Origin of the sequence: Bradyrhizobium sp. Arg237L (assembly GCF_029990105.1) — a bacterium.
Lineage (GTDB): Bacteria > Pseudomonadota > Alphaproteobacteria > Rhizobiales > Xanthobacteraceae > Bradyrhizobium.
The window spans coordinates 33,412-47,101 of sequence record NZ_JAQMIL010000051.1; the positions used below are offsets into that span (position 1 = coordinate 33,412).

Below are 13,690 nucleotides of genomic sequence, written 5' to 3' on the forward strand. Positions count from 1 at the left end.
ATACGTTCACCAGCGCAGGCACTTTAACCCTTCTGTGATCGCGGTGCTTTTCATAGAAAGCGTAGCAAAAAAGCCTCACATTAGGTTAAACCGGCCACCGCGTTTCTCAATGCGCGCAGCCTTTCCCTGCAGCCTTTTCGCCATACATAGGCCGCGCCAACAACGTAGCGGAGCCATCATGCACGCCAAAGCCATCACTTCTCCGCAACTGCCTTGGAAGAGGCTGGCTTTGGCCACAGTCGTCCTGGCGCTGGGACTGGTGCAGGCAGCGGTCGCTGCCGACGAGCCCGACCTGATCTTCCGCCGCTCCACCGTATTCAAATGGATTTCGCCCAACGACAAGCTCGCGACCTATGGCGTCGACGATCCCGAGGTCGAGGGCGTGGCCTGTCATTTCACGGTGCCGGAGAAGGGCGGCTTCAAGGGCTGGCTGGGGGTGGCGGAGGAAGTCTCCGACATTTCGCTGGCCTGCCGGCAGATCGGCCCGATCCGCTTCAAGGACAAGATGAGCCAGGGCGACGACATGTTCCGCCAGCGCCGGTCGCTCTTCTTCAAGAAGATGCAAATCGTCCGCGGCTGCGATGCCAAGCGCAACGTGCTCGTCTACATGGTCTATTCGGACAAGCTGATCGAAGGTTCGCCGAAGAACTCGACCTCGTCAGTGCCGATCATGCCCTGGGGGGCGGCCGACACCGTCGTCCAGAAATGCGGCGACTTCATCCAGTAGTGGAAGAGGTGGCTAGAACTGCCGTTTCTTCAATTCAGATCCTCGCATGCCGGCCTGCAGGCGGGCTTGGGGATCGCGGCAGCCCACGAGGCGCACAAGCTTCTGCTGCGCGCATTCATTGTCACCCATGACGTGGATGTCCTGCTGCGACATCGCACCCACCATCTGCTGCTGGCCGGGTTTGCGGGGCGCGGTTTCCTTGCCAACATCGATGTTGCCATTGCCCACGACTGCGATCCTTCGTTGGATTGGGACAAGTAACTAACGCGCGACCATCAACAAAGGTTGCGAGCTGTGCGACTGAGTCGGCAGAGTAAGTTGTTAGGTTCAGTTCGCTGCAGCGCTCCTAGCGGCCAAAGATTAAGAACTCGCGACGTTGTTGATCGGCACGTTGATAATCTAGCGCCAAACCGTGGTTGCCGACGTTGATTTATGTCATTCGCGAGGTGAATCATTTCTTCGCCGGTGGCGAGATAAGGCACGAGGGCGCTAGTGTACCAGAAATGCGGGTACTGAAATCATTGCGTTTTTCGCACCAATGTTTCGTCGCGCCGAGCCGACGAAACAATTCGGCAGTGGAATGAAACCATTTTGAGGTTTTGGCGCAGATGTCCGGAAACAGGGCGTGGCTATCAAATCGCCAACAAGACGGCGGGAACGCTGGAAGACCGGAGACAGTCAAATGCGGACGATCAGCTTTATCCTTGCCTTCGCCTTCGTTCTGGCTGGACCCTCAATGGCGGGGTCCTCCGACAGCGGCCTTCTGGGCATCGGCGCCTTCTCGTACACGGGTTCGCCGATTGTGAGCGCCACGACTCAGGCTATCGTCGTTGCCGCCAACTGAGCTCCTTGTTTGAGCATGATCTTTTCGGAAAACCGGTTTCCACTTTTTCCGGATCATGCTCTGAGAAGTCTGCAAGAAAGCCGACGGTAAATGAACTGCATGCTCTTGCGCACCTGTCTCGCCGTCATCGCAGCATTGATCGTTTCTGCCAGTTCCGCGCAGGCGCAGGCGCCGACAACGCATCAGACCCAGCCGGTGCAATTCCGCACCCTGTTCAAGGTGCTGCCCGACCCGCGTGGTGAATTCGTGCGCCAGTGCGCGCCCCACATGCTCGGCCGCTGGGCGCATCCGGAAGCCGTATGCGGCTGCCTGCATGATTATGCTGCCGCCACCGTCGAGGATCCCGATCTGCGCGAAGCCTTGCTGCGCGGGATCAGCGAGACCGGCGTGCCGACGATCGAGACCGACTGGGTGCCGCCGTCAAAGCAGTCTGAGATCGGCCCGACCTTCACCAAGATCGCCAAGCCGACGCTGCAGTGCATGTTCGATCCGGCGACGGAGTAAGCAGCGTTTCTCGATCATCCCACGAGGTCATCGCCCGGCTTGACCGGGCGATCCAGTATTCCGCGGCGCGTTCTGTGCGCACGACTGGCGATGTCGATTACTGGATGCCCGGCCGGAGCCTGTCATCGGGCTCGCCGGAGGCGAGACCCGGTGGCGGGGCGTGACGGAGGGGGTGTGTTCTAGCGCTTCTTGGTGCCGAGACGTGGGATGCATTTGCGCACGCGCGTCACGCCCTGGCTCGTCATCTGCGAGCCCGAGACTTCCTTGATCTGGCCCGCGGGGCATGATCCGTCGTCGACCATCACGCGCTGGCCCAGTCGCAAATCAATGATGTCCTGCTCGCGTCCCAGCACCTGCGCCGACGCTGACAGTGGCGATGCGAGCCAGCCAAGCAGCGCGATGCAGCCGACGCGCAGAACTCTTTCCGAAATCATCAGCGTCACTTGAGCGTCACTTCCCTTGGATCTTCAGCCCGTCGGGGCCGACATTGATCTGGAAACCTTCGGGCTGCTTCTTGGCCTGGTAGAGCTGGTAGCCGAGCACGCCGATGACGGCGAGCAGCACACCGATGATCAGATACAGGACGTTGCGATTGCCGGGCATCCGGTATCTCCGCCGTACAGCTTTTCATTTTCAGCTTAATGAGCCGCCGGCGATTCTCATAGAGCCGCGCGCGACGTTGGCGTTTTGGCGACGCGGGCTCTCGGCTTGCGGCGCTCGCGCAGCGCGGTGAGTGACGCCTTCGCCAGTCGCTCGGCCGATGCTTTCAGTTCCGGAAGGTCGTGGCCGGCAAACCCCAGCACGAAGCCGGGCAGGGGACGCGCGCGATGATAGGTCTCCGCAAGCAGCCAGCCGTCGACGCCGGCCGCGCGTCTGGCCTCTGACGCCACGACCGGGTCGGTCGACGGATCGAACCGCGCCACCAGATGCAGGCCCTGCGAGGGCACCGGCACCGACAGCTCACCGTCTGATGCCGCCGCCAGCGTCGAGGCCAGTACGTCACGCGCTTCGCGGTAGAGCCTGCGCACCTTCTTCAGGTTGGCGGCGAAGGCGCCGGAGTTGAGCATGTCAGCGACAGCGCCTTCCATCAGCGTGCCCGGAAAGCGGTCGAGCGCGGCGCGGGCCGCCGTCACCGGGCCGATCAATTTTTCAGGCAGCGCGCAGTAGCCGATGCGCAATCCCGGAAACAGCGTCTTGGCAAACGTGCCCATGTAGATGACGCGCCGGAGATGATCGATGCCGGCCAGCGACAGCAGGGGAGCGCCGTCATAGCGGAACTCGCTGTCGTAATCGTCCTCGAACACAAAGGCATCGGCGGCCTTGGCCCAGTCGAGCAGTTCCAGCCGGCGCGGCATCGACATCTGCACGCCGAGCGGAAACTGATGCGACGGCGTCACATAGGCCGCACGCGCCGCCGGCGCGCGGGCCCGGCCGTTCGCAACCATCATGCCCGATGCGTTGACCGGAACGGAAACCGCGCGATAGCCGCAATGCTCGATGGTTCGGCGCGCGATTGGGTACCCCGGATCCTCGCACCAGATCTGATCGCCGGGCTTGAGGATCGCGCTCAACACGATGCGCAACCCGTGCAGCGTGCCCGACGTCAGCATGATCTGCTCGGGGTCGCAGCGCAGGCCGCGCGCCGACAACAAATGATCGGCGATTGCGGCGCGGAGCTCGCGGCTGCCCCTGGGATCGCCGTAATGGAAATGCACTGCGCTGAAGGCGCGCATCCGTCGCCCGACGAAGGCGCGGAAGCGCTGCAGGGCGCGGCTATCGATATGCGTGCAGCCGAGCGCGAGCGCGCCTTGCTGGGGCGCATCGATGGTGATCTTTGGCTTCGGCGCTTCGCGGGTGCGGGCAGGGATGCGGGCCGCGACGAACGTCCCCGAGCCTGTGGTCGCCACCGCGAACCCGTCCGCGATCAACCGTTCATAGGCGGTGACGACCGCGTTACGGCGAAAGCCAGTCTGCCGTGCCAGCGTGCGGGAGGGCGGCAGCGGCTCGCCCGGTTTGACGATGCCGCCGAGGATGGCGTGGCAAAGCGCCTGGTAGAGGCGCTGCTGGGCGGAGGCGCCTGGTGTGACATGCGGTCCGGAAAGGTCGACCGGCAGCTCGGCCTTGCGCGGCGACGCAGAATTGGTCGAAATTTTTCGCATGGAATTGGCACTATCGCAGACCAAATCCGGCGCTACAACTGTTTCGAAACGTTCAAAATCCTAAACAGGAGTTACCGTGAGCGAAGGTGCTGCCGCCTCATATCCGTTGTCACCACGAAACCAGGTGAAGCGCCGCCATGATCGCGGCTTCTATGATCATGAAACCGTTCACCGCATCCTCGACTCCTCGATGATGTGCCACGTCTCCTATGCGATCGACGGCCAGCCCTATTGCACGCCTACCTTCTTCTGGCGCGAGGGAACACGGCTGTACTGGCACGGCAGCAGCGCCAGCCGCATGCTGAGGAACCAGTCCGCGGGCCAGAGGGTCTGTCTCACGGTCGCCCATCTCGACAGCCTGGTGCTGGCGCGCTGCGGCTTCAATCATTCGGCCGACTACCGCGCGGTGATGGCGTTTGGGACGGCCTACCTCGTCACCGATCCGGACGAGAAGCAGCGCGCGCTGGTCGCGATGGTCGACCGCTTCTTTCCCGATCGCACCGCGAGCCTGCGGCAGAGCAATACGCAGGAGATCAAGGCGACATCCTTCATCGCGATGGAGATCGAGGAAGCCTCCGCCAAGATCCGCGCCAAGGGCGTCGCCGATGACGATGAGGATTACGAGCTGCCGATTTATGCCGAGCGCATTCCGGTGCGCACCGTGCTCGGCGCGCCGGAACCTTGCTCGCGGCTGCTCGACGGCGTGACGCGGCCGGCATCACTCGATGGCTATTCGGAAGGCCGTCTGCTCGAAGAAGCATTGCGAGATGCCTATTTTGCGCAGTACCCCGGTGGCTGAGATCACGCTATAGCGGTGTCGGGCAAGCGCCCGTGCGCTTGATGATCGAACCTGGAGTTGGAGCCGCCGCATGAATGCCGATACGCAACAAAGGATCCTGGACGCCGTTGATGCCGGCTTCGATGCGCAGCTTGCGACCACGAAGGAATTCGTCGCGATCCCCTCGACCCGTGGCGCGGAAGGTCCATGCCAGGACATGATCGGCGATCTCCTGCGCGCACGCGGCTACGAGGTCGACGACTGGCATATCAATGTCGACGATCTGAAGGATCTTCGCGGCTTCGGCCCGATCGAGCATGATTTCTCCCGGGCGCGCACGGTGGTCGGCACCTACCGGCCGCCTACCGATGGCGGCAAATCGCTGATCCTGCAGGGGCACTGCGACGTGGTGCCGACCGGCCCGCTCGACATGTGGGAGACGCTGCCATTCTCACCCACCATCAAGGACGGGCGGATGTATGGCCGCGGCGCCTGCGACATGAAGTCGGGCACGATCGGCGCGCTCTATGCGCTTGATGCGATCAAGGCTGCAGGCTTTCGCCCGACCGGGCGGATCCACTTCCAGTCGGTGATCGAGGAGGAGAGCACCGGCGTCGGCGCGCTCTCGACGCTCCAACGCGGCTATCGCGCCGATGCCTGCTTCATCCCGGAGCCCACCAATGGCCACATGATCCGCTCGCAGGTCGGCGTGATCTGGTTTCGGCTGAAGGTGCGCGGCTTCCCGGTACACGTGTTCGAGGCGGGCGCCGGCTCAAACGCGATCATGGCGGCGTATCATTTGATCCACGCGCTGGAGAAGCTCGAAGCCGAATGGAACGAGCGCGCCAAGGCCGACCGGCACTTCAAGGACGTCGCGCATCCCATCAACTTCAATCCGGGCATCATCAAGGGCGGCGACTGGGCCTCCAGCGTGCCGGCCTGGTGCGACGTCGATTGCCGCATCGCCGTGCTGCCGGGCTGGTCGATCGCGGAGTGCCAGAAGGAGATTTTGGCTTGCGTCTCGGCGGCCGCGCGCGACCATCGTTTCCTCTCCAACAATCCGCCTGAGGTGCAGTGGTCGGGCTTCCTGTCCGAGGGCTATGAGCTGACTGACGCGGCCGCGCCGGAAGCGGCGTTCGCGAAGGCGTTTGGCGCCGTCTATGGCGGCACGGTGGAAGACCGTGCCTTCACCGCGCTCACCGATACCCGCTTCTACGGATTGAACTACAACATCCCGAGCCTGTGCTTCGGCGCCAGCGGCGCGGCGATGCACGGCTTCAACGAATATGTCGATCTGGAGTCGCTGCGCAAATCCACCAAGGCCACCGCACTGTTCATCGCGGAATGGTGTGGGGTGGAGAAGGTGTAAGGCGCCGTAGGGTGGGCAAAGCCAACGGGTCGCGCGAACGCGCGCCCGATGACAGGCTCCGCGTGCCCACCATTCACGGCCGGTGCAAGGGAAGGTGGGCACGCTTCGCTTTGCCCACCTACGAATTCGACGACCACAGCGCCGCGACGATCGCATCCAGCCCATCGGTGAGCGCGGCCGGGCCCGGCTGTAAAATGATCGTCGACTTGATCTCGACGATACGATCGTTGCGCACGGCGGGGATATCGCTCCAGCCGGGGCGGTTGCGGATGCGATTGGGTACCACCTTCTTGCCGCACCAGGAGGCGAGGATCACGTCAGGCGCGGCGTCACGCACGATCTCGGGCGCGATGATGCGATCTTTCGCGGACTTGTGTAACCGCAAGCCTGGCAGCGCGTCTTCGCCGCCGGCGATCTCGATCAGCTCGGACACCCAGCCGATGCCGCTGATCAGGGGATCGTCCCATTCCTCGAAATAGACTTTTGGCTTCGGCTGCGAACGCGGTGTCGCAGCGATGGCGGCGAGGCGCTGCTCGAAATCCGCGGCAAGCCGGTCGGCGCGTTCGGCGGCGCCGACGATGGCGCCGAGGGTGCGGATCATCGCCATGATGCCGGCAATGTCGCGCTGGTTGAAGACGTGGACGTCGACGCCGGCCCGCACGAGATCGGCGACGATGTCGGCCTGGATGTCGGAGAAGGCGAGCACGAGGTCCGGCTCGAGTGCCAGGATTTTCGGGATGTCCGCCGAGATGAACGCCGCGACGCGCGGCTTCTCGCGCCGGACCTGCGGTGGCCGTACCGCATAGCCGGAGACGCCGACGATGCGGTCCTGCTCGCCGAGCAGGTACAGCGTCTCCACGGTCTCCTCGGTGAGGCAGACGATCCGGCGGGGAGGGAAGTGGCGCATCGGAAATCTCTATCGTCGGCCGCATCGTCACGCCGGCCATTACCTCCGACGTCATTGCCTGATTTACCGGCTCCGTCCATTCTCTGCCGCTGCCGCGCGCACAACAAAACGGGAGGACGCATGACGCCGCTGGAAAAGATCCAATCGATGAAGATGCCGTTTGCGGAATTGAAGGGCGTCATCTTCACGGAGGCCGACAAGGACCGCGTGGTGGCAAAGATGCTGGTGCGGCCGGACCTCTGCACGCTGTATCACACCATCCACGGCGGCGCGGTGATGGCGCTTGCGGACTCGGTCGGGGCGGCCGCGACTGTGATCAATCTGCCCGAGGATGCCGAGGGGACCACGACGATCGAGAGCAAGACCAACTTCATTGGCGGCGCCAAGGAGGGGACCACGGTCATCGCCGTTGCCACGCCCGTGCATCGCGGGCGGCGCACGCAGGTCTGGCAGACCCGATTGGAAACCGAGGACGGCAAGCTGGTTGCCATCGTAACCCAGACCCAGATGGTACTTTAGTATGCGCGAAGTCCTGAATTCATCAATAAATTCAATCCGAAAGATCAAGTGAATCCAAATGCGAGATTCGGTGAATCTTCGTACTTGAATTTCATGCTGCGACGCACAATATTGGGCGTCTAGGGATTCGACGCCTCCTCGAGGGCTACCACGAGGAGTTATGGAATGAACTACGATTCTACCCGTTCGGCGCCAGCCAAAGGTACCGTTCGGACCCTCAGCCAGTCGGAATTGCCGCTTTTGCGGGATCATCTGCTGAGGCTGGACCGAACCAGCCGCTATGATCGCTTCCATGGCTTCATGGATGACGGCTTCATCAAGCGCTACGCCGAAAAATGCGCCAGCGACGGCACCGTCATCATCGCCTATTTCGAGAACGGCACGGTGCGCGGTGCGGCCGAATTGCATCCGCCGGAGCAATCGCCGGACGGCGAGCCCGAGATCGCCTTCAGCGTAGAGCGCGCGGCGCGCCGCAAGGGCGTCGGCAGCGTCCTGTTCCGCAAGCTGATCGCAGAGGCGCAGGCGAGGGGCTATCGCTCGCTTCGGATCACCACCGGTGCGCAGAACGAGGCGATGCGGACGCTCGCCAGCAAGTTCGGCGCGAAGCTGACGTTCCGCCACGGTGAATCCACCGGCAGCATCGATCTCGCGCGGCATGGCCAGCCGGAGCCGGTGCCCGCGGCGGTTGCGCCGCTGGAGGCGGCGCGCGCGATCGCCAATCTCAACCGCGCCTATTGGCAGATGGTGTTCAAGATGTACGGCTGGGGCCGCGCCGCCTGATCGGCGCGCCACTCCGCCCCGGCAATTCGTTCAGATGAACGAGTTGCCAATCGAAGTTCAGGTGCCGGTGCGCTTGTCGTTACCGAACCGCCGGACCACGCGCCGCTCGACCACGACCGCGCGCTGCGCGCCTTGCTCGCCCGTGATCACACGGGTCGCCGATCTTACGCTGGTTCGCGCCGTCTTCTTCACCTCAGCCAGCACGTCCTCGTAAGGAAGGCCCATCAAGGCGGACGCGATCTCGGCCTGCTGCTCGAGGTCGTCGGTGATGCCGACGGCGGCGAAGATCGCTTCCTCCAGCGTCGGCGGATCGCGCCTCACGCGTCGGGGACCATATTTCGTTTGCCAGTCTTCGCTCATCGGGGCCTCGCTGGGAGCGCGACGACGGTTCCATGAATCTCATCCGCCCGCCTCTTCGTTTTGAGCATGATCTCCGCGCAAACCCTTCGTGTCTGTCGCGAGGAAAAACCGGTAGCTACTTTTTCCGGATCATGCCTGGGCCGGATACCTAGGCGCCATATTGTTGCATTGCAATATGAAACTGACATGGCAATCCAGCCATGCACGGTAGACTTTCTCAAGTTTACCCCGACTCATCGCGCGATCGTTACCGGTTATGCACCGCAATCGTGCGCCGTCGTCACTCACATCGAGGCCGCCCTTTCGATAGCTGCGGAATCAACGGGCGGCTGCGGCCAACGTTGCAACGCGGCGCGGCCTGCGTCGGTCAGCACATAGATCCCGCGCTCGGCGCGGTCGAACCAGCCGTAAACATTATGCAGCAGGATCTTGCCGGCATCCGGAATATCGACCCGGAGCTCGCGCACGCGCCGTGGTCCATTGGCGAGGGCCGACGCGCAGGCAAGCGCCTGCTGGCGGTAGGCGGTCATGATCGGCGAGCGCGTGCTGCCGCCCATCACGGGATCGCCCTTGCGGCGATTGTGCTCGGCAACCAGGCGCGAGCGCTTCTTCGGATCGCGGCGCGGCGCCGTGGTCGGCGGCTTCACCAGCACCTCGACCTCGCCGGCGCCGGTCACTCCCAGCATGCCGAAGCCGAGGCGGCGGCAGAGATTGCGGTAGCGCGCGTCGCTTTCGCGGCCCTTGCCGCGCGTCGATAATTTGGCGGCGATCCAGATCTCGTCGCAGGCGCCGGCGCGACCGACCGCCTGCAGGATCAGTTCCAGGTTGAAGGTGAGCTTCAGCTCACCGACCACGACGACCGGCGGATCGTCGCCGCTCAGCGCCACCAGGTCGCAGCCGCCGATCTCGCCCTTCACCGTGAAGCCGAGCTGTTCGAGGAACCGTTTGACGGGCAGATAGAGCGAGGTTTCCACGCGCAAGACTCCAGCCGCGGAATGCCGCGACTCAATTTCGAGGAGTCTACCGCAAAGCGTTTGCCGGGACGGTGGCAAAACGGTTAGTCTTGGTGCGGGACGACTAGACCAAATGGCGATCGGTGAGCCTGCGCGAGCAAACGGTCCGCGCGGGAACTGGTTGCATTTGTCGCGTGAGAAGCAGGCGCCAGGGTGCTGCAGGGACTGTACAAATTCTCGTTCAGGACAGTGCGGGGCACTGGCTGCGGCGTGATGTTCGCAACCGCCTCCGGCAAGTTCTATGGCGGCAATTCCGGTTCGTCCTTCATCGGCAGCTACACGGAGGAAGGCGGCATCATCTCGTCCGAGGTCAAGATGACGCGCCACAACCACGATCCGGACTATGTGCCGATGTTCCCGGTCGACAACATCGTCATGACCTTCAAGGGCACGCACAAGGGCGACGAGGTTCATTTCGAAGGCGGGACCTCCGCCTTGCCCGGCATCGTGTTCACGGCAATCCTGACCCCGATCAACGACAAGGATGCGCCTGCGCCTGGCAGGGTCGGACCCGACGGCATCGGCAACGGGCTCTATTCCATCCACATTCGCATGCTTGATGGACTCGACGGCGGCAACACCGGCGTGATGATGCTGCATGACGGCCGCATCTGGGGCGGCGATGCTTATTTCGACTATATCGGCGCCTACACCGCCGCGAATGGCCGGTGGAAGGGCGAGATCGTCAATCGCGAGCATACGCCGAGCCTGGGCGAGCGGCCGCTGTTCGGCCGCCACGAAGTCGGCATTGGCTTCTCCGGCACCTACGATTCCGAAGGCGCCGAGGCTGAAGCCACTGCGCTCGCCGGCAAACGCAGCGTCCGCTTCAAGGCGGTCCTGAAGAAGCTGGTGGAGGCGTGAGGGTCAAAGGTCTCGACATCTGCCCGCGCGATAGGCGCTGATTGCTTCAGTGGCTAACGGATCAAGCTTGCCCGCGCGGGCGTTGCGCTCGATTTCCATATCGAAGCTGCCGGCATCGAATGCTTCAAACCATGCTCGAAAGCGCGCCAGCTCTCCAAGAGGGAGTTGCTCAACGGCTTGTGCAATGTCTTTGGCGGTCTTCATCTCGAAAACCTCTGCTAAACGCGCCCATTCACCGGCAACAGCGCGCCGGTGACTGCGCTGGCTGCGTCGCTGGCGAGGAACAGGATGACGTCGGCGAGTTCCTTTGGCGCCACCCATTTTGAGAAATCCGCCTTCGGCATGCTGGCGCGGTTGGCGGCGGTGTCGATGATCGAAGGCAGCACGGCGTTGACCGTGATCCTGCCCTTGTGCTCGGCGGCGAGCGCTTCGGTCAGGCGGTGCACGCCGGATTTCGAAGCCGCATAGGCGCCCATGCCGGCACCGGCCTGCAGTGCACCGAGCGCGCCGATATTGATGATACGCGCGGCGCTGGACGCAAGAAGGTGCGGGATCGCCGCGCGCGAGGCGTTGAGCGCGGTCGTGACGTTGAGCGCATACATCCGCTGCCAGGTTACGGGATCGCCGTCTGAGACCGCCTCGAAGGCAAAGCCGCCGGCGATGTTGATGAGCGCGTCGAGCCGGCCGAAATGTGTCGCCGCCGTGTCGATCGCCTTTTTCGCCTGGGCTGCGTCGGTCAGATCAACGCCGCCGAGCTCAATCCGGCTCGACGTCGGCGAAAGCGATGACGGCGCGTGATCAATGCCGGCCACGCATGCGCCGCGCGCCAGGGCTTCCTCAACGACCACCTTGCCGAGCGCACCGGACGCGCCGGTGATGACAATAACTTTTCCGTTCATGAGACAGCTCCGCACTACCCGGGGCAGACAGACTAAACTCAGCAGAAATTCATTTGCAATGCCGGCAAAACCGTCGCCAAATAGGCATTCAACGTTAAATAGCAATCAATTTGTGAGGCTCCAAAATGGTTGACAATTTTGCAGATGCCGAATTGCCCGATCAGTTGATCGCCTTCAAGTATCCGCTGCCACGCCCGGCCGAGGCGCTTCGGCACGGCGGGCCGCTGAAGATCATCGCGATGGGATCATCATCGACCGCTGGTAGGGAAGATGTCTTGCCTTATCCATATTGGCTGGAAATGTATCTGAGGCGCGCCAGCGATAATCCAAGGATCGATGTGCTCAACAGGGGGGTAGGCGGCCAAGAGGCGATCGAAGAACTAGATCGCTTCGATTCGGACATTTTCGCCGAAGCACCGGCACCGTCACTGGTGATCTGGCAGGTCGGCACCAACGCCGTCTTCCACAAGGAGAAGTACAACGTCGACGACGTCGCGGCGAAAATTGCCGTCGGTGTCGACCGGCTTCGTGCCCATGCAGGCCAGATGGACGTGCTGCTGATCGATCCGCAACATGTCCCGGCGATGTTGATCGACGACAAGGCGGAGCTTTCCGAGCGCATGGTCTCGCTGATCGCCGCAGTGGCAGAGCGGGCAGGAGTCAATGTGTTTCGCCGCTGGGCGCTGATGCAGCATTGGCATGCGCAGAACAATATCGGTTTCGATCGTATGCTCGACCCGACCGATCCCGATCGATTGCATCAGAGCGACGGCAGCACGCTCCGGATCTCTAGGGGTCTTACGGATGCTATTCGGAAAGCTGCCGCCGTAGCGTAGCCGTCTACGTAGGACTACGGTCTCGCCCTTGATCGGTAAAATTTGCCGGACTTCTGTAAGTCGATTGCAGAATCCGTTCGCTAGAAGCGAGGTCCCATCATGGCAGGGGATCAGACCATGGGAAACTTACCCGATCACGGTTTACCGCTCGTTCAGCTTAAGGAGCAGCGGCGGGACTTGGTCGTCGCGCTGCAGAATCGCGCCGGTCCGGTCAGCGGCTGGGAGTTGATGCAGATCGCGGCCGTACAGCAGGCGATCTCGGCCTTCGAGGAGGTCATCGCCGACCTCGACGCCGAGCTGGAAGCGGCTGCTTAGAGCTTGCTTTGACGCGTTTTCTTCACGCGAACCGGTATCCACTTCGCTCGAAAACGCTCTAGACCTTCTCGAGATAGAGCGCGGAGAGTTGCGCGCGCTCAGCCTCGGCGATGCCGAGTCCGTCGCGGATATAATTGTCGAGGCCGCCGTAATCGGCGTTGATGGCCTCGAACGACGTGGCCAGGAAGGCCGCCCGCACCGTGCCGATCACCTGCAGGACACTGTCGGGCAGATCGCTGGTCACGATGGGATCGCGCCGATAGAAGCGGTTGGTCAGCAGATAGTCTTCGGAGATCACCTCATCGGGAACGCCGAGCGTGTGCAGGATCAGCGCGCAGGCGAAGCCGGTGCGGTCCTTGCCGGCGCTGCAATGGATGACGAGCGGCGCGCGGTCCTCCAACAGATGCGCAAACAGTGCGCGGAAGCGCGGCGTGTTCTCCTGCACATAGCTCCGGTAGGAATCGCGCATCACCTCGATGGCGTCATTCTCGGTCGGCGGACTGCCGCTGGCGGCGATGGCGCGCAGCGCGGCGATCACCGTTGGTTCGACAGGGAGCGAATGCACGGTGATCTCGGCGACCCCGCACAGCCCCTCGGCGCGCTCCTCGCGGCCACGGAAATCGAAGGCGCTGCGGACGCCGAGGCCGCGGACCACTGCGACATCGTCGTCGGTGAGGCGGCCGAGATGGTTGGAGCGAAAGATCTGGCGCCAACGGACGCTGCGGCCGTCGCGCGTGGTGTAGCCGCCGAGGTCGCGGAAATTGCTGGCGCCGGCGAGATTGAAATGTCGGGCAGGGGAATCTTGCATCGGGCTGACTT

Annotated in this window: 20 protein-coding genes; 10 read left to right on the plus strand and 10 right to left on the minus strand. The window is 63.0% G+C overall.

The annotated features are described in order from the left end of the window. Positions 1–229 precede the first annotated feature (229 nt). A complete protein-coding gene (locus OZ411_RS27575; RefSeq protein ID WP_282530483.1) occupies positions 230–727 on the plus strand; it encodes a CreA family protein in 498 nt (165 codons plus the stop codon). 12 nt (positions 728–739) lie between these two features. On the opposite strand, the gene OZ411_RS27580 is transcribed toward OZ411_RS27575, so the two are convergent. Further along, positions 740–955, minus strand: coding sequence for a hypothetical protein (locus OZ411_RS27580; protein ID WP_245476304.1), 216 nt, complete (start codon positions 953–955; stop codon positions 740–742). 454 nt (positions 956–1,409) lie between these two features. Between OZ411_RS27580 and OZ411_RS27585 the strand changes: the two genes are divergently transcribed. Beyond that, a complete protein-coding gene (locus OZ411_RS27585; protein ID WP_165421151.1) occupies positions 1,410–1,571 on the plus strand; it encodes a hypothetical protein in 162 nt (53 codons plus the stop codon). A 99-nt stretch (positions 1,572–1,670) separates the two neighbouring features. Next, positions 1,671–2,075: a hypothetical protein gene (locus tag OZ411_RS27590; RefSeq protein WP_130579545.1), complete on the plus strand. Its 405-nt coding sequence runs from the start codon at positions 1,671–1,673 to the stop codon at positions 2,073–2,075. A 179-nt stretch (positions 2,076–2,254) separates the two neighbouring features. On the opposite strand, the gene OZ411_RS27595 is transcribed toward OZ411_RS27590, so the two are convergent. From OZ411_RS27595 to OZ411_RS27605, 3 genes are read right to left on the minus strand one after another with little or no spacing between them, the layout of a single operon-like run. Beyond that, positions 2,255–2,509: a DUF6719 family protein gene (locus OZ411_RS27595; RefSeq protein WP_282530506.1), complete on the minus strand. Its 255-nt coding sequence runs from the start codon at positions 2,507–2,509 to the stop codon at positions 2,255–2,257. A gap of 16 nt (positions 2,510–2,525) precedes the next feature. Further along, a complete protein-coding gene (locus OZ411_RS27600) occupies positions 2,526–2,678 on the minus strand; it encodes a hypothetical protein (RefSeq protein WP_165421152.1) in 153 nt (50 codons plus the stop codon). Positions 2,679–2,734: 56 nt separating this feature from the next. Continuing rightward, on the minus strand, positions 2,735–4,234 hold the full coding sequence (locus OZ411_RS27605; RefSeq protein ID WP_282530484.1) for a PLP-dependent aminotransferase family protein: 1,500 nt from the start codon (positions 4,232–4,234) through the stop codon (positions 2,735–2,737). A gap of 76 nt (positions 4,235–4,310) precedes the next feature. On the opposite strand from OZ411_RS27605, the gene OZ411_RS27610 reads away from it, so the two are divergent. Beyond that, positions 4,311–5,033: a pyridoxamine 5'-phosphate oxidase family protein gene (locus OZ411_RS27610; RefSeq protein WP_282530485.1), complete on the plus strand. Its 723-nt coding sequence runs from the start codon at positions 4,311–4,313 to the stop codon at positions 5,031–5,033. 70 nt (positions 5,034–5,103) lie between these two features. After that, positions 5,104–6,381: an ArgE/DapE family deacylase gene (locus OZ411_RS27615; RefSeq protein ID WP_282530486.1), complete on the plus strand. Its 1,278-nt coding sequence runs from the start codon at positions 5,104–5,106 to the stop codon at positions 6,379–6,381. A 118-nt stretch (positions 6,382–6,499) separates the two neighbouring features. On the opposite strand, the gene OZ411_RS27620 is transcribed toward OZ411_RS27615, so the two are convergent. Next, the gene (locus OZ411_RS27620; protein WP_282530487.1) at positions 6,500–7,288 is read right to left on the minus strand and encodes a cobalamin-binding protein; all 789 of its coding nucleotides are present in this window, start codon (positions 7,286–7,288) and stop codon (positions 6,500–6,502) included. A gap of 120 nt (positions 7,289–7,408) precedes the next feature. On the opposite strand from OZ411_RS27620, the gene OZ411_RS27625 reads away from it, so the two are divergent. Continuing rightward, complete coding sequence (locus OZ411_RS27625; protein ID WP_282530488.1) at positions 7,409–7,807, plus strand: PaaI family thioesterase; 399 nt, start codon at positions 7,409–7,411, stop codon at positions 7,805–7,807. 165 nt (positions 7,808–7,972) lie between these two features. Continuing rightward, positions 7,973–8,587 carry a GNAT family N-acetyltransferase gene (locus OZ411_RS27630; protein WP_282530489.1) on the plus strand — a complete coding sequence of 205 codons (615 nt, stop codon included), beginning with the start codon at positions 7,973–7,975 and terminating at the stop codon, positions 8,585–8,587. 57 nt (positions 8,588–8,644) lie between these two features. Here the strand turns inward: OZ411_RS27630 and OZ411_RS27635 are convergent, their stop codons facing one another. Further along, positions 8,645–8,947 carry a hypothetical protein gene (locus tag OZ411_RS27635; protein WP_130579531.1) on the minus strand — a complete coding sequence of 101 codons (303 nt, stop codon included), beginning with the start codon at positions 8,945–8,947 and terminating at the stop codon, positions 8,645–8,647. A 284-nt stretch (positions 8,948–9,231) separates the two neighbouring features. Next, a complete protein-coding gene (locus tag OZ411_RS27640) occupies positions 9,232–9,921 on the minus strand; it encodes a DUF2161 family putative PD-(D/E)XK-type phosphodiesterase (RefSeq protein WP_282530490.1) in 690 nt (229 codons plus the stop codon). Positions 9,922–10,113: 192 nt separating this feature from the next. Here OZ411_RS27640 and OZ411_RS27645 point away from each other — a divergent pair, with 192 nt between their 5' ends. Further along, positions 10,114–10,821, plus strand: coding sequence for a hypothetical protein (locus tag OZ411_RS27645; RefSeq protein WP_282530491.1), 708 nt, complete (start codon positions 10,114–10,116; stop codon positions 10,819–10,821). A gap of 3 nt (positions 10,822–10,824) precedes the next feature. Here OZ411_RS27645 and OZ411_RS27650 read toward each other — a convergent pair whose 3' ends face one another. Together OZ411_RS27650 and fabG are read right to left on the minus strand one after the other, a co-directional pair. Beyond that, a complete protein-coding gene (locus tag OZ411_RS27650; RefSeq protein WP_130579533.1) occupies positions 10,825–11,025 on the minus strand; it encodes a hypothetical protein in 201 nt (66 codons plus the stop codon). 14 nt (positions 11,026–11,039) lie between these two features. Continuing rightward, entirely contained in the window at positions 11,040–11,720 is a 681-nt protein-coding gene (gene fabG, locus OZ411_RS27655; protein ID WP_282530492.1) for a 3-oxoacyl-ACP reductase FabG, read from the minus strand. Positions 11,721–11,845: 125 nt separating this feature from the next. Here fabG and OZ411_RS27660 point away from each other — a divergent pair, with 125 nt between their 5' ends. Both OZ411_RS27660 and OZ411_RS27665 read left to right on the plus strand, forming a co-directional pair. Next, positions 11,846–12,556, plus strand: coding sequence for an SGNH/GDSL hydrolase family protein (locus OZ411_RS27660; protein ID WP_282530493.1), 711 nt, complete (start codon positions 11,846–11,848; stop codon positions 12,554–12,556). Between the two features lie 99 nt (positions 12,557–12,655). Beyond that, on the plus strand, positions 12,656–12,871 hold the full coding sequence (locus OZ411_RS27665; protein ID WP_282530494.1) for a hypothetical protein: 216 nt from the start codon (positions 12,656–12,658) through the stop codon (positions 12,869–12,871). Positions 12,872–12,929: 58 nt separating this feature from the next. Here OZ411_RS27665 and OZ411_RS27670 read toward each other — a convergent pair whose 3' ends face one another. Continuing rightward, positions 12,930–13,679, minus strand: coding sequence for a tyrosine-protein phosphatase (locus OZ411_RS27670; protein ID WP_282530495.1), 750 nt, complete (start codon positions 13,677–13,679; stop codon positions 12,930–12,932). Between the last annotated feature and the right edge of the window lie 11 nt (positions 13,680–13,690).